General features: G+C 33.1%; 16 protein-coding genes. 10 read left to right on the forward strand and 6 right to left on the reverse strand.

Annotated elements, in window-relative coordinates; all coding sequences use genetic code 11:
- Positions 1-38: 38 nt before the first annotated feature.
- Together BMZ09_RS13475 and BMZ09_RS13480 are read right to left on the reverse strand one after the other, a co-directional pair.
- Positions 39-2198: a T9SS type A sorting domain-containing protein gene (locus BMZ09_RS13475; RefSeq protein WP_090841512.1), complete on the reverse strand. Its 2160-nt coding sequence runs from the start codon at positions 2196-2198 to the stop codon at positions 39-41.
- Between the two features lie 168 nt (positions 2199-2366).
- Entirely contained in the window at positions 2367-2948 is a 582-nt protein-coding gene (locus BMZ09_RS13480; RefSeq protein WP_090841515.1) for an NUDIX hydrolase, read from the reverse strand.
- Between the two features lie 120 nt (positions 2949-3068).
- On the opposite strand from BMZ09_RS13480, the gene pyrE reads away from it, so the two are divergent.
- Positions 3069-3713, forward strand: a complete 645-nt coding sequence (pyrE, locus tag BMZ09_RS13485) for an orotate phosphoribosyltransferase (RefSeq protein WP_090841517.1) — start codon at positions 3069-3071, stop codon at positions 3711-3713.
- 66 nt (positions 3714-3779) lie between these two features.
- Positions 3780-4187, forward strand: a complete 408-nt coding sequence (locus tag BMZ09_RS13490) for an orotate phosphoribosyltransferase (protein WP_090841520.1) — start codon at positions 3780-3782, stop codon at positions 4185-4187.
- Here the strand turns inward: BMZ09_RS13490 and BMZ09_RS13495 are convergent.
- Positions 4171-4896 (reverse strand): biotin--[acetyl-CoA-carboxylase] ligase, encoded by a 726-nt coding sequence (locus tag BMZ09_RS13495; protein WP_090841522.1) that lies wholly within the window; start codon positions 4894-4896, stop codon positions 4171-4173. The genes BMZ09_RS13490 and BMZ09_RS13495 overlap by 17 nt on opposite strands.
- Positions 4897-4991: 95 nt before the next feature.
- Between BMZ09_RS13495 and rsfS the strand changes: the two genes are divergently transcribed.
- The 6 genes from rsfS (at position 4992) to BMZ09_RS13525 (ending at position 9796) form a co-directional block, all read left to right on the forward strand.
- A complete protein-coding gene (gene rsfS, locus BMZ09_RS13500; protein ID WP_090841523.1) occupies positions 4992-5363 on the forward strand; it encodes a ribosome silencing factor in 372 nt (123 codons plus the stop codon).
- Positions 5364-5372: 9 nt separating this feature from the next.
- On the forward strand, positions 5373-7337 hold the full coding sequence (gene ftsH, locus BMZ09_RS13505; protein ID WP_090841525.1) for an ATP-dependent zinc metalloprotease FtsH: 1965 nt from the start codon (positions 5373-5375) through the stop codon (positions 7335-7337).
- A gap of 110 nt (positions 7338-7447) precedes the next feature.
- Positions 7448-8056, forward strand: coding sequence for an LUD domain-containing protein (locus tag BMZ09_RS13510; RefSeq protein ID WP_090841527.1), 609 nt, complete (start codon positions 7448-7450; stop codon positions 8054-8056).
- A 4-nt stretch (positions 8057-8060) separates the two neighbouring features.
- Positions 8061-8885 carry a phosphatidate cytidylyltransferase gene (locus BMZ09_RS13515; protein WP_090841528.1) on the forward strand — a complete coding sequence of 275 codons (825 nt, stop codon included), beginning with the start codon at positions 8061-8063 and terminating at the stop codon, positions 8883-8885.
- A complete protein-coding gene (locus BMZ09_RS13520; protein ID WP_090841531.1) occupies positions 8875-9525 on the forward strand; it encodes a phosphatidylserine decarboxylase family protein in 651 nt (216 codons plus the stop codon). The genes BMZ09_RS13515 and BMZ09_RS13520 overlap by 11 nt, the downstream gene beginning before the upstream one ends.
- 4 nt (positions 9526-9529) lie before the next feature.
- Positions 9530-9796, forward strand: a complete 267-nt coding sequence (locus tag BMZ09_RS13525) for an acyl-CoA-binding protein (RefSeq protein WP_090841533.1) — start codon at positions 9530-9532, stop codon at positions 9794-9796.
- A gap of 219 nt (positions 9797-10015) precedes the next feature.
- On the opposite strand, the gene pafA is transcribed toward BMZ09_RS13525, so the two are convergent.
- The gene (gene pafA, locus BMZ09_RS13530; protein ID WP_090841535.1) at positions 10016-11671 is read right to left on the reverse strand and encodes an alkaline phosphatase PafA; all 1656 of its coding nucleotides are present in this window, start codon (positions 11669-11671) and stop codon (positions 10016-10018) included.
- 110 nt (positions 11672-11781) lie between these two features.
- On the opposite strand from pafA, the gene BMZ09_RS13535 reads away from it, so the two are divergent.
- Positions 11782-12522 (forward strand): MlaE family ABC transporter permease, encoded by a 741-nt coding sequence (locus tag BMZ09_RS13535; RefSeq protein ID WP_090841537.1) that lies wholly within the window; start codon positions 11782-11784, stop codon positions 12520-12522.
- On the forward strand, positions 12519-13286 hold the full coding sequence (locus BMZ09_RS13540; protein ID WP_090841539.1) for an ABC transporter ATP-binding protein: 768 nt from the start codon (positions 12519-12521) through the stop codon (positions 13284-13286). Before BMZ09_RS13535 ends, BMZ09_RS13540 begins: the two co-directional genes overlap by 4 nt.
- A gap of 131 nt (positions 13287-13417) precedes the next feature.
- Here the strand turns inward: BMZ09_RS13540 and BMZ09_RS13545 are convergent, their stop codons facing one another.
- Together BMZ09_RS13545 and BMZ09_RS13550 are read right to left on the reverse strand one after the other, a co-directional pair.
- A complete protein-coding gene (locus tag BMZ09_RS13545; RefSeq protein WP_090841541.1) occupies positions 13418-14896 on the reverse strand; it encodes a DUF389 domain-containing protein in 1479 nt (492 codons plus the stop codon).
- Positions 14897-14905: 9 nt separating this feature from the next.
- Positions 14906-15988: a mannose-1-phosphate guanylyltransferase gene (locus BMZ09_RS13550; protein WP_090841543.1), complete on the reverse strand. Its 1083-nt coding sequence runs from the start codon at positions 15986-15988 to the stop codon at positions 14906-14908.
- Positions 15989-16004 lie beyond the last annotated feature (16 nt).

Below are 16004 nucleotides of genomic sequence, written 5' to 3' on the forward strand. Positions count from 1 at the left end.
CATCACTGTAACGGTTTTTTTATATAAATAATTAGTGATTATTTTCTCACTACTACCTTTTTAGTAAAGCTTCTTGTTTCAGAAGTCATTCTTAAAATGTAAAGTCCACCAGCTAATTGATTTGTTTGAATCATGTTAGTGTTACTAGATAAACGACCAGCTAAGACTTGCTTACCATTTACGTCCATCATAGAGTAAGTTAAAACTTCACCTTGTAATAAATTAATATTTACGTGTAACTCATTAACAACTGGATTAGGGTATAATTTAAGACCTGCGTCTAAGTTATCGTTTCCTTTAGTTTCAGCTAATTGAGTAGCTCCAGTAGTTCTATCAGTAGAACCTGTAGTTACAATTAATAATGGATTTCCATTAGCATCTAAATCTGCACAGATTTCATTGTTTTCAATTAAATCTAAGATATAAAAAGCAGTTGTATCACCTAATTCAATATCGTTTAAGTTAAACGTTGTTGGGTCGTAAGCTAAAGTATGTACTTTATAGTTTCCACCTGATACTGGTAAAATCATTGTTGTTGACTCACTAACACCTTCAATAGTTAAACCTGCACCTTTAGTAAGCACTGTACCTAATTGGTATCCTACAGGTAAAACAGCATCGTTATTAGTTATTACACTAACTGAAACAGTTACTCCTGGTGTTACTACAGCAAAACCTGTAGATAATGATCCCGTACCAGCTGATACATCTTCACATTGTAATACATCTACTAAAGCAAAGCTAATTGTTTGTGTATCGCATAACGTTCCTCCATTGTAATCAGCAGAAAATAATTCAGCTTGAATCTGGAAGTTTCCTAATCCTAAACTCCAAGCAACTCCTCCTGCAGGGTAAGTATAAGGTACTACGTTTTCAATAATAACAAGTGTTTCGTTAGTATCTAAGTTAGTAGCAGTTAATCTTACGCTTTCAGATCCTCCGTCAACAATTGCATCAACATAAAAATCTTCAGGTAAATCAGCAATATTATAAACACCACCTTGTGCTATAGTAACATTATCTGTTGTATTAGAAAAAGCAAATTCGCTAATAGTTCCACAAGGCTCTTCACAATTAATTGTAAATGTAACACAAGAGCTATCACACTCTGCACCACCAGCATTGTTAGCTGCATAAATACTAGAACATACTTTAAAAGTACCACATCCATGTGCCCATGAAGCAGTTGTTGCTCCTGGATAAGTATATGGTGTTGCATTTTCAGTTTTAGTATAAACGTCTCCTGTTTCTAAGTTTGTTAAAGTAAAATAAGCACTTTCAACATTTCCTGACGTTAATAAGTTGATGTTAAAATCTGCAGGTAAGTTATCAAGATCATAACTAGCACCATCTACTATAGATACAGCAGCATCAGAAAAGTTAGAAAATTCAAATCCATCTACTTCTCCACAAATCGTGTTGTTTATTGTAAAATAAATTACATTTTCATCACAAGCAGCACCCTGGCAGTAATTAGTAGCAAAGATTTTACTTGTAATTTTAAAATTACCAGTTCCATAACTCCAAGCAGCGTTTCCTCCTGGTGCAGTATATGGTAAATAGTTTTCACCAACATTAAAAACTTGACCTGTAGTTAAGTTTTCAACTTTAAGACTAGCACTTTCAGACTGACCGTTTACTATTAAATCAGCATAAAAATTATTAGGTAAAGTATCTAACTCGTAAACCCCGTGGTCTACAACCGTTACAGTATCCGTTCCATTAGATAATTCTAATCCAGAAATATCTCCACATGGATTAGAACATGTAATAGTAAAACGGATTGTTTCGCTATCACAGTAAGAACTACAACTGCTATACTTATAAATTTTTGATTTTACTTCAAAGTTACCACAACCTAAGTTCCATGCTCCGTTTCCTCCTGGAAATGTATATGGCGCATAGTTTTCGTTAATGTTGTAACATTGTCCAGTGTCTAGGTTTCTAACATAGTATCTAGCACTGTTAGAATATCCATTTACTTGTAAATCAATATAAAAATCACTTGGAAGATCTCCAATGTAATATGATTGATTATTAGAAATGGCTGTCGAAGAGCTTCCATTAGAAAACTCAAAACCAGCAATTGAACCACAATACGTGTCTTCAAAAGCAAAAGTTTGAACCGAAAAAGCTAAGGCTACCAAAATAAATAGCGCCCTAAAATTTAGAGTTTGATTGTGTAATTTTTTATACATACTTGAGGGTTTTAGATTATTTACATTTACAACTGCAAATCTAACCAACAAAGTTTTCCTACAAGAAAATAATAGCCAAACCGTTTAATATTGTCTTTAAAAAGTTAAAGCGTTTGATTATACGGATTAAAAGCAGTAAGAAGAATTTTAACTAAAATAATTTGGTGATTAAAATAGCAGCTTAATATTGGCGTAAGAATTGCTTAATGCTTTACCCCAATCCTTCTCTCCTAGCCATTTCACCTCGGTAATACCCTCATTAAGTTGCGGATATAAATTACCAGAAAACGAAGACTGCATTTCATACCAATATGTAATTTTAAGTTTCGTCTTACCATTTCTTTTAAATATATGATAAGTAATTGGCAGTGGTTTTACTATTTTAAGACCAGAAACTCCTGTTTCCTCAGCAACTTCTCTAATCGCTGTTTCTTCAATAGTTTCGTTTTTTTCTGTTTTACCTTTTGGCAAATCCCATTTATCATTACGGTAGATAAACAATATGTCCCCGTCATCATTAAAAACTTTACCACCACCTGCTATAACATTAGGCAGTTTTTTCTTGAATGTTTTTAAAAGCTTATCCTCATTATGACCTATTAAACGTACAGAAGCAACAGATTTTTTAGCCAAAGTCTTAAGGACTAAATCTATATCTGCATCTTTAAGCAAAAAGTTTTTAAAATCAGTTTCCTTTTCAACTTTTGTAGTTAAATAGATAGGTTTGTCGTTTACAAAAATGCGTTGCATAAATATGGGAGACTAGTATTATTTAGGTAAAAATATTAAATTTAATGACAATGACACTTTCTCTCAATTTATTTTAAAATTAATTTTAAGTAAAATTAAATAAAACTGTATTTTTGCCATATGATTTTCAACAAACAAACAGCCAGACAAACCGCAAAAGTTTTATTACAAATTAATGCGATCAAACTTCAACCTAGCGCACCATTTACTTGGGCATCTGGTTGGAAATCTCCCATTTACTGTGATAATCGCGTCGTATTATCTTATCCTCCAGTACGTAATTATATTAGAGAGGAAATGAGTAAATTTATAGAAGAACATTATGGTAAACCTGATGTTATTGCGGGTGTAGCAACTGGTGCCATAGGTATCGGTATGTTAGTTGCAGAATATTTAAGCTTACCGTTTATTTATGTCCGTCCTGAAGCAAAAGGTCATGGAAGAAAAAACCAAATAGAAGGTCATATAGAAAGTGGTCAAAATGTAGTGGTCGTTGAGGATCTAATAAGCACAGGAAAAAGCAGCCTTAATGCAGTAAAAGCATTAAAGGAGGCTAATGTTAATGTAAAAGGAATGGTTGCTATTTTCTCTTACGGATTTGACGTCGCAAAAGAAAACTTTGAAACTGAAAACATCACACTACACACATTAAGTAATTACGAAAACCTATTAACGGAAGCTGCTTCTAGTAATTATATTTCTGATAAAGAAATTGAAACTTTAAGTCTTTGGAATGCCAATCCAAGTGTTTGGAACGCTAATTGATACTATGCAATAGTTGCACTATTATTTAGTACAATACAATTTTAATAAAATAAAGACCATTATATAATGAAATTACAAAGCCCAAAAGCAACCTTAGATAAATCTACAGAAGACACGTTTAATTTTTTAAGCGATGTAAAAAACTTTGAAACCTTAATGCCAGAAAACATAAGCAAGTTTGAAGTATTAGGAGAAGACAAATTTTTGTTTGCATTAAAAGGAATGCCAGAAATAGTCTTAAAAAAGAAAGAAATGACACCTAATAGCAGAATAGTACTTGGCGCTGCGGGAGGTAAATTAGACTTTTCTTTAATTGCAGATATTACTGAAATTGAAGCTAACAAAAGTGAAGTACAACTAACTTTTGAAGGTGAATTTAATGCAATGATGGCTATGATGATTAAAGGTCCTATCAATAAATTTATCGAAACTTTAGCTACTAATATGCCTAAAGCAATTAATACAATAGCTTAATAGTTTTTAAATCAAAGGTTTCTAGAATTTGGTCCTCGACCATTACTTTTAATAAACCTTCTTTAGAAACCCCTTTTATAATACCAGAAAACAAACCTTCAGCTTTTTCAAATGTTGAAGGTTTTTCTTTTCTAAATAAATACTCTTCGTAAGTTTCTTGAATTGCAAACGTATCATTTTCAATAAAAGCCATTTCTGTTTTTAATTGATTTAGTATCAACTGTAGTATTTCATCTAAATCATAATGTACACCAGTAATACTTTTTAAGGAGCTCGCTTGAGGTAAATTATCATATTTTATTTGGTTGACATTTAAACCAACACCAACTATTGAAGACTCAATACGGTTTTGTTTTATGACATTTTCAATCAACACACCACAAATTTTCTTATTTGCTGACAAAATGTCGTTTGGCCACTTTATACTTAATTTAGGAATATTTATGCGCTCTAATACTTTTACAATAGCTAAAGACACCACCATACTAATCTTAAATTGATCTTCAAAACGCACCGCACCAAACTGCTTATACACACTAAAAGTAAGGTTTTGGGACGGTTGTGATTGCCACGATGTCCCCATTTGACCACGCCCTTTAGTTTGGTCGTTAGTAACAACTGTAGTAAAATCTTTGACCGGAGTTTCTAAACTTAGATTGCGAAGAAACCTATTTGTAGAATCGGTGGCATTAAGTTTGATTATACGCATATTTAATATTTATCTTCGTATTATAAAATCTTATGATTTTTTTAGAGTATAAAGAACTTAAAAATAATAACTTTGCACAAATTTAAATATAATTAATGTCGAAAGAACAACCAAACATAGATGCCCTAATTTCAACAATAGTTGAAGGTATTGAGGATGTAAAAGGAAAAGAAATAAATATTCTTGATTTAAGAGAAATTGAAAATACTGTTTGTGACTACTTTGTAATTTGCGAAGGGACTTCAAACACACAAGTAAACGCTATTGTTAGCGCAATCCAGAAAAAAGTAAGTAAAGCACTTAAAGACAAACCTTGGCATATTGAAGGTGAAGACAATGCTGAGTGGGTACTTATGGATTATGTTAACGTTGTGGTACATGTTTTCCAGAAACAAATTAGAGAATATTACGATATAGAGAGTCTTTGGGGAGATGCCAAAGTAACTGTTATCGAAACCAACTATTAAAATCAATACATGGCTGATAAAAATAAAAAAGTAGCACCAAAAAAACCTAAATTTAATCCGTATTGGATTTATGGAGGTATTATTATTTTCTTCATAGCACTTCAGGTATTTGGTAGTAGCGCAGACACTACAAGCAAAACATCTCCTGCTCAATTTTTCGAATATTTGAGATCTGGTGATGTAGAAAAAGTAGATATCATAAACGAAACTACTGCAAAAGTTTACCTAAGAAAAGAAGCCGAAGCCAAAGAAGAACATAAAAAGTCTAAGCCAACGTCTATTTTTCCAACAACAGCTAAACTTCCAAATTATTCATTTCAATTTGGTGACTTAGCTTTATTTCAAGAATCTATAAAAGAGATCAACTCCGAAATAGGAAAAGACAAAGCTGCCGAATTAACTTTTAGCATAGACAGTAACCCTTGGGGAGAATTACTATTTAGCCTTTTACCATTTATATTATTAATTGGTGTTTGGGTATTTATAATGCGTCGCATGTCCTCTGGAGGAGGAGGTGGAGCTGGTGGACAGATATTTAATATCGGAAAATCAAAAGCGAAACTTTTTGACGAAAATTCTGAAGTTAAAACAACCTTTAAAGATGTTGCTGGTTTAGAAGGAGCAAAAGAAGAAGTACAAGAGATTGTAGATTTCTTAAAAAATCCTGAAAAGTATACTAACTTAGGTGGAAAAATTCCAAAGGGAGCCTTACTAGTAGGACCTCCAGGAACAGGTAAAACGTTATTAGCAAAAGCAGTAGCTGGAGAAGCTAAAGTTCCTTTCTTTTCTCTATCAGGATCTGACTTTGTAGAAATGTTTGTTGGTGTTGGAGCTTCTCGTGTTAGAGACTTATTTAAGCAAGCTAAAGAGAAATCACCTGCTATTATATTTATTGATGAAATTGATGCCATAGGACGTGCAAGAGGTAAAAATGCAATGTCAGGTAGTAATGACGAGCGTGAAAACACGTTAAACCAATTACTAACAGAAATGGATGGTTTTGGAACCAATACAAACGTTATTGTATTAGCTGCAACCAACAGAGCAGATATATTAGATAATGCATTAATGCGTGCTGGACGTTTTGATAGACAAATACATGTTGATCTACCAAACTTAACAGAACGTAAAGCAATATTTGAAGTACACCTTAAGCCACTTAAAAAGGTAGCAGGACTAGATGTTGAATTTTTATCAAAACAAACACCTGGTTTTTCTGGTGCAGATATCGCAAACTTATGTAACGAAGCTGCTTTAATTGCTGCAAGACATGATAAGAAAGCTGTTGAAAAGCAAGACTTTTTAGATGCTGTTGATCGTATTGTTGGTGGTTTAGAAAAGCGTAGTAACTTATTCTCTGTTGAAGAGAAAAAGACAATCGCTTATCACGAAGCTGGGCACGCTACAGTAAGCTGGTTTTTAGAACATGCTGACCCATTAGTAAAAGTTACTATTGTACCAAGAGGACGTAGCTTAGGAGCTGCATGGTACTTACCACAAGAAGCATTTATAACTAGAACAAGTAAGTTTTTAGATGAGATCTGTGTAACAATGGGTGGACGTGCTGCAGAAAAAATAATCTTTAATGAAATCTCTACCGGAGCATTAAGTGATCTTGAAAATGTAACTAAAAAAGCAAAAGCTATGGTTATGATTTATGGTCTTAATGAAAAAGTAGGAAACATTACTTACTATGATCCAGCTGGAGAAAGTGGTTTTGTTAAACCTTACAGTGAAAAAACATCTGAATTAATAGATAATGAAATCAAAAACATTGTTGAAACTGAGTTCCAACGTGCTTTAGACTTATTAGAATCTAAAAAAGATGTATTAAAACTTTTGGCGGAAAGACTAATTGAAAGAGAAGTTATTTTTAAAGATGATTTAGAAGAAATTTTAGGTAAACGTCCGTTTGCTGAAATAGATAGAAAACCATCTGAGAAAATTCAAATAGAAACAAAGGAAGAAGAATAATATCATTTTATCATAATATATTTAAAAATCTTAGATTATCGCATCAGATAGTCTAAGATTTTTTATATTTGATTATCCCATAAAGGAATTTTGATTATAGCAACGCGCGAATGAGTCTGTTTAGGAAACTTTTTAGTTCTAAATCTCAGAAGAAAAAGGAAGAGTTAAAGTCTGAAGAAAGAGGCAGATATATGCCTACCCAAGACATTCCTATTGACGAAAGTTTTACAATTAACTTCAAAAAAAACGGTGGAAAATTCCTGTATTGTGATTCTCTAGACGAAGTGTTTGAAAACTTAAACAACATTATTCTAGAAAATAACTGGGAAGACGACGCTGCATTTTTCTACGATACCAATTTAAAGGACAGATTTAAATCTTCGCAACTTAAAACAGATAGCAGCCTATCAAATTGCACCTATTTTATTACCACTTGCGAAAACTTAATAGCCAACGATGGCTCATTATTAGTTTGCTCTAACCAATTAGCAGAGAAAAAGCTTAACGAATTTCCTAACAACGTAATTGTTTTTGCGACAACAAGTCAAATTGTTTCAAACATAGGAGAAGGTCTACGTGAAATTAAAAATAAAAACACCACGAAGATACCCACCAACATTACGACTATCAAGCATTTTAAAATGCAAGAGGAAAAAGACTTTTTATCTTACGGAAGCAGTGCAAAAAACCTATATTTGTTGCTTTTAGAAGACCTTTAGTTTTATGAACGAAACCCTTACCAGAGCACTTTCAGGATTCTTATACGTAAGTTTGCTAGTAGCCTCACTGTTAAACCAACACGCTTTTATTGTGTTGTTTTTTGTGTTTGGCTTTATTTGCTTGATGGAGTTTTGTAAACTTATTCAACTAAAAAGCATTTTTCCTTATATTATATTTACAGTACTCTATTTTATATTTGGATATTGGCAACTTGTAATGAGTTCTGACAAAGGTCTAGACGAGACCACACAAATTCTGCAAGTCATAACACTATTTGTGCAATTGCTTTTAATTAAGGATTTATTTTCAGAAAAGACAATACCCTTATTTAGTTCTAAAAGATTTATAATCACTACGTTTTACCTATCAAGCGGATTCGTGTTTTTAGTACTAATAGCAAACCATAATGGCCAGTTTACACCGGTTTATATATTAGGATCGTTTATATTAGTATGGGTCAATGATACCTTTGCGTATTTAGTAGGTAAGAATTTTGGTAAGCAAAAGCTATTCCCAAGTATTTCACCTAAAAAAACAGTAGAAGGCTTTTTGGGTGGTTTATTTTTTGCCTGTATTGCCAGCTATTTTATTTATATCTTTACAGACCACACATTAACCTTTACGCATTGGTTAATTTTAAGTGTTATAATAAGCGTTTTTGGCACACTTGGAGACTTAATAGAATCTAAGTTTAAGCGTCAAGCAAAAGTTAAAGACAGTGGTGTTATTATGCCTGGACATGGTGGTCTAATGGATCGCTTTGACAGCATGATATTTGCAGCTCCTTTTATTTATTTATTTCTAAGAATTTTAAATTATGTTTCATAAAGAAGGTTTTAAAATAATTGCAATTACTTTTTTACTGGTGGCTCTTTTTGCAGTGGTGGTAGATAAGTTTGTGTCGCTACAATGGTTACAATACCTGTTGTTTTTCACATTGTTTGTATTCTTATTTTTGATACTCCAATTTTTTAGAAACCCAAAAAGAACCACACTTTTAAATGACAACACAGTTGTATCTCCTGTAGATGGTAAAGTTGTTGTGATAGAAGAAGTATTTGAACCTGAATTTTTTAAAGAGAAACGCTTACAAGTAAGTGTTTTCATGTCTCCAATAAATGTACACGTTACACGTTATCCTATTGGCGGACAAGTGGCCTACAGTAAATATCATCCTGGAAAATACCTAGTAGCTTGGCACCCTAAAGCTAGTACAGAAAACGAACGCACTACAGTTGTAGTAGACAACCCAACTTACGGTAAGGTTTTATACAGACAAATTGCTGGAGCATTAGCTAAACGTATTGTAAATTATGCTAAACAAGGGGACGCTGCAACGCAAGGTGAAGACTCAGGATTCATCAAATTTGGTTCGAGAGTAGATTTATTTTTACCTTTGGACACTAAGATTAAGGTAAACTTAAACCAAAAAGTAAAAGGTGGTGAAAGTATTATTGCCGAAATGTAAGCATATGACTACCGAAGAGTTAAATACTATTTTTGAAGATGCTGTAGAGCGTATTAACGCGCATACAGAACCTTTTCCCGCAGATTTCCTACTACGTTTGTATGCTTATTATAAAAAGGCAACAAACAATTACGAAAGCCCTAGCAGTAAAAAGCGCATAATAAATGCGTTTAAAGCCAATGCCTTATTTCAAATTAAAGACATTACAACAGACCAAGCCAAAGAAACTTATATTGAGCTGGTTGACAATTACTTCCTTTATAGAAAATAAAAGAAAACGCCACTCCCCCTTTTACTTAGAACAACATTAAACAACAGATCACTTTGCTTTATAGTAAAGTCATAAATACGCATCTTTTTACTAGGCGCTAGGTATTACCTCTTTTTACTTAATGTTACATTAAACAACAATGCCATACTTTATTAAAAGTATGGCATTGTTGTTTATAATCTTATTTTACTAAAACAGACTTATATAGTCTTCTAAAGACTAGTTTTCTAAAACAAATTCTAAAGGTTTACCAGATGCTCCATTTGGGAAACTAATCCCTAATAAAGCAGACATTGTAGGTGCTATATCAGGAATAGTAGTATGTTGTAAAGTACTTCCTGTATTGATTCCTTTTCCAAAAAATAATAATGGTACGTGAGTGTCATAATTTAAAGCAGATCCATGAGTAGACCCTGTTTTGCTATAACTAATAACTGCTGGATCTAAAACGTATAATACATCTCCTGAGCGTTTTTGATTAAACCCATTTTGAAGTAAATGCTCTACTCCTCTAGAAAACTCAGCATTTGTCATACTACTAGCAGTATATGCTTTATACACTTGCGGGTAACCAATAATTACATCCACTAAAGCTTGTTGTACTTCTATTAGGTTTAAACCATAACCTTTGATAACCTCACGATCTAAAAAGACTTGATTGTTACTTATGTTTTTAATAAACGATTCTGCTTTATAATTGGAAATGATTGTCTCGTTTAGCGTCTTTTTAAAAGCATCATTATTAAAGTATCCTGATGGTACTTTTACAGACTCTAAATAAGATGGCACCTCAACAGCACCATGATCAGAAGATAAAAACAATGTATAATTACCTTTACCAACTTTAGCATCCAAAGCATTTAGTAAACGTTCGATCTCCTTATCTAATCTAATATAAGTGTCTTCCACTTCTTTACTATTAACACCAAAATTATGACCAACATAATCCGTACTAGAAAAACTAACCGTTAACACATCCGTAATATTATCCTGTCCCAACTGCTCACCATCTAAGGCTGCAATTGCAAAGTCTGCAACAATACTATTTCCGTAAGGTGTTGCTTTAATAATATCATAACCTCTATTGGTTTTACTCAATGCTTTTAAATCATAAGGAAACGTTGCAGTTTCTTTTCCTTTAAAACCTCCTTCAAAAGCATTTAAATCACTCCCACTTTCTGTGTAAGTATTGATGTCGTATAATGTATTCCATTCCTTTAAATAACTTTCAGCAGCACCAGTATCATTAAAAGCTTTAACCCAACTAGGTAAAGTTTCTAGGTAATAAGTACTAGTAATAAAACGCCCTTCATCTGCACCGTGAAACCAATATGCCGCATTAGCAGTATGACCAGCTGGCAAAATAGCACCTCTATCTTTTACAGAAATACCTATTGTTTTTCCTCGCATTTGCGTAAACAATCTATTTTCATCTGCAAATGATGTTGTTTTTAATCTGTGCGGAGACATTTGCCCTGCTTTATTTGTAGTCCCTACAGATTGTACTGTTGTATCACCTGCACAATACACATAACTATCAGAGACTTTGTCGTACCAATTATTAGAAATTATACCGTGTGTTTTTGGTGTCGTACCAGAAAATATTGAAGCATGTCCGGGTCCTGTATATGTCGGCACATAGTTAAAATGATTGTTTTTACAATTAAAACCTTGTGACATCAAACGCCTAAATCCACCCTCTCCATACTTATTATAAAATCTAGTTAAATAGTCGTATCTCATCTGATCTACAACTACACCTACAACAAGTTTAGGTTGTGTATTTAATGTTGCAACATTAGGTTTAATAACGCTTTTTTGTGACTGACAACTTAACAGAAAACATATCACAAATACTGATAGTATCGCTCTCATTTTGGATAATTTAATTTTAGAGGTCAAAAATACAGATTTTAAAACATCTAATTTGAAATTAAGGTTAAATACCTACTAGAATTTTATATTTTAGCAGTAACAAATAAAACATGAATTACCTACACTATATTGGGACGTACTTTTTAATGGTTGTCGAGATGTTTCGCAAGCCTACAAAGTGGTCTGTAATGAAAAAATTAATACTAAAAGATGTTGACGATTTAATTATCGGCTCCATTGGTATTGTCGCATTTATCTCCTTTTTTGTAGGTGGTGTTGTTACAATACAAACAGCATTAAATATTGACAGTCCTTGGATACCAAAAAACTTAGTTGGTTTTGCCACAAGACAATCTATTATTCTAGAATTTGCACCTACTTTTATGTCTATAATTATGGCAGGAAAAGTAGGGTCTTTTATCACATCTAGTATCGGAACCATGCGTGTTACAGAACAAATTGACGCACTAGAAGTTATGGGAATAAACAGTTTAAACTACTTAGTGTTTCCTAAATTTATAGCGCTAACACTATACCCATTTGTTATTTCAATTTCTATGTTTTTAGGAATTATGGGAGGACTAGCTGCTTGTGTTTATGGTGGTTACGCAACAATGCCAGATTATATAGAAGGTATCCAACTAGACTTTAAGCCATTTCATATGGCCTACGCATTTATCAAAACACTAATTTTCGCTTTTATCTTAGCAACGGTACCGTCCTATCATGGTTATTATATGAAAGGTGGTGCGTTAGAAGTTGGTAAAGCTAGTACGACATCTTTTGTATGGACTAGTGTAATGATTATCCTTTTAAATTATATATTAACTCAACTCCTACTAAGTCAATGATAGAAGTAAAAAATTTACACAAATCGTTTGGAGACGCTCATATTTTAAAAGGGGTTACAACTACTTTTGAAAAAGGTAAAACCAACTTAATCATTGGACAAAGTGGTTCCGGTAAAACCGTATTTTTAAAGTGTCTCTTGGGGCTTTTTGATTACGAACAAGGAAGTATTGCTTATGATGGTAAAATATTTACGCAATTAAGCGAAGACGAAAAAAGAAACATGCGAGCAGATATAGGTATGGTTTTTCAAGGAAGTGCCTTGTTTGACTCTATGACTATTGCAGAGAATGTTATGTTCCCGCTTAAAATGTTTACAAAACAAAGTAAAAGCGAAATGGAAGACCGTGTCAACTTTGTATTGAAACGTGTTAACCTAGAAGATGCACACCACAAAAAGCCAAGTGAAGCGTCTGGAGGTATGCAAAAACGTGTTGCTATTGCACGCGCTATTGTAAACAAACCTAAATACTTGTTTTGTGACGAACCTAACTCTGGACTTGATCCAAAAACATCTATAGTTATTGATAATCTGATTAAAGAAATAACGGAAGAATACCAAATTACAACCGTAATCAACTCACATGACATGAACTCTGTTATGCAAATTGGAGAGAAAATTGTATTTCTGAAAAATGGTTTAAAAGAATGGGAAGGTTCTCGCTACGACATCTTTAAAACGGATAATGCTGCAGTAACTGACTTTGTTTACTCTTCAGAACTATTCAAAAAAGTACGTCAAATGTACTTGGAAGAACGCGGTTAACAGGCATTACATCACTTAGATTAAGTATCACTATCATTCAGAAGAAAGACTAATTGAATACAATATTGTATTAACAAATACTTCTCTTTGATCTGAATGGTAGCGTATATAATTATTGTATCTCCTAAAATTTAGTTTGTTTGTTTAACAACTAACGTATCTAATTTTAGTTTTAATTTTAACCAACGGTATAGTTTATCTTTCTCTTTAGACACTTGTGCAGCATCCGCCAAACTATCATTCCATTTTACCTGAAACACAGCTAACGTATCTATACTTTTAAAGTTAGAGTTTACAACGCTTGCATAAGATAGCGACTCGATATTTTCGTAGTTAATATTAACCTCTTTAGATAATTCTTCAAACGGAACATAACCTTGTTCTAATTTAGACAACTCTCTAACTTTATCTTCTAAAAATGTGATTTTCTGTTGCTGACTCATTAAGTCTAAAGAGTCTCTTGTGCGCAACTCTTCCATATATTCTAAGTTATTAATCTGTCTATTTTTAGTCTGATTAATTAATAATTTAGAATTTTTTAAATAGGTATATTCTTGTAATCTATTTTCTAAGAAGTGTTTCATATCGTCAGAAATCACATCTGTACCAAAAGTAGTCAGCTCTATATTAGACTCTCCAGTAGGAGAGTAATTAGGCGTTGCGTATTTCTGAATATAACTAGCGTTTGGTAACGACTTTAGCTCCATGCTAATAAAGTCTTTAGCATCCACTTTAAACTGACTTTCTCTAAGTACACTTAAAAAGGTAAACATAGCAGGTATCATAACAATAATAGCGACTAAAGATGCAATTCTAGCGGTACGTTTACGCTTTGCAGAATTAGCATATTTAAGCATTGGAAAACGCAATATCTTAAGTACTAAAAAGGTCGCTAATGCGATAAATATGGTATTAATAGTAAATAAATACATGGCTTGGCCAAAGTAGGTCCAATTGCCTTTTGCTAAACCATATCCGGCTGTACACAAGGGTGGCATTAATGCTGTAGCAATTGCAACTCCAAAAATAACAGATGCTATTGTTCCCTTTTTAGTTCGGGCAATAATTAAAGCTAATCCCCCAAAAAAGGCAATTAGTACATCTCGAATATCTGGTTGTACACGACCTAAAAGCTCTGAAGTGTCCTCGCTTAAAGGAAAAAATCTAAAAAACAAAAAGGCCGTTAGCAAACTAAGCACAATCATAATCGCTAAGTTGATTAACGAGCGTTTAAGCGTATCAATATCGTTAATAGCAATAGATAACCCAACACCAAGTATTGGCCCCATTAATGGAGAAATTAACATGGCACCAATTACAACCGCAGTACTATTGGCATTTAATCCAATGGATGCCACAAATATAGAGCATATTAAAATCCATGCAGTTGCCCCTTTAAAAGGAATATCTGCCTTTATGGCTTCAATAGTAGCATCTCTATCCGTATCTTCTCTAAAATCAAGTAGCTCTTGCATAAAGGTTTTAATACTCTTAAATAACCCTTGTGCATCTTTTTTAACAGCTGCTTTTTTTTGATCTACTGCTTCTTGTTGTTTCTCCTCATCAGAGAAATCAAATTTATTTTCCTTTGGCGTATTGTTTTCTTCCATAGTTAAATCCTATCCGTAATGCTCTCCGTACTTGTCTTTTACTTTTTGGAGTACTGATTTAATATCTTGTTCTTTTGACTTCGGAAAGATAAGTAAAACTTCGTCTTTATCCACAATAATATAATCTTTCAACCCATCCACTACCACTACCTTATCGGTCTTAGTACGGATCATATTTCCAGAGGCATCTTCCGTTAATGTTTTGGCATTAACTACCGCATTATTGTTTTCGTCTTTATCTAATTTATCATATAAACTTCCCCAAGTCCCTAAATCATTCCAATCAAAAGTTGCTGGAATAACGTAGACGTTTGTTGAAGATTCCATAATAGCATAATCTACAGAGATGTTTTCAGCTTTAGCGTAATTATCTCTAATAAAATCGTCTTCAAACTCGGTATTATAAGTCGGTATTCCTGTTTTAAACAACTCATATAATCCTGGTTGCTTTTCTTGAAAGGCTTTAATGACACTAGAAACAGACCACATAAATATCCCTGCATTCCATAAAAAATTACCTTTTGCTATAAATTGCTTAGCAGTATTATAATCTGGTTTTTCTCTAAATTGAATAACGTCACTTATTTTTTCTTCTGATGCTTCTCCACATTCGATATAACCATATCCTGTATTTGGAAATGTAGGTGTAATTCCTAAGGTCATTAATGCATCATTAGTCTCACAATATTCAAACGCCTGTTTTACGTTGGTTGTAAATGCGTCTTCATCTTCTATCCAATGATCACTTGGCGCAACAATCATGACAGCATCAGGGTTTTCCTTTTGTATTTTTAAGCTAGCATACAAAATACAAGGCGCTGTGTTACGCATAGCTGGCTCTAAAACTACTTGACGTTGATTAACTTCTGGAAGTTGCTCTAACACCAAATCGTTATATTTTTCGTTAGTTAAAATAAAAATATTCTCTTTAGGAATAAGCGTACTTAATCTGCTAAACGTTTTTTGGATTAGTGTATCTCCAGTTCCAAGCATGTCATGAAACTGCTTCGGAAACTCTTCCGTGCTAACTGGCCAAAAACGTGAACCTACTCCTCCTGCCATTAATATGGCGTAATAATTTTTATTTTGCATGTCCTTCTTGTTGTAT

Origin of the sequence: Olleya namhaensis (assembly GCF_900114005.1) — a bacterium.
Taxonomy (GTDB): domain Bacteria; phylum Bacteroidota; class Bacteroidia; order Flavobacteriales; family Flavobacteriaceae; genus Olleya; species Olleya namhaensis.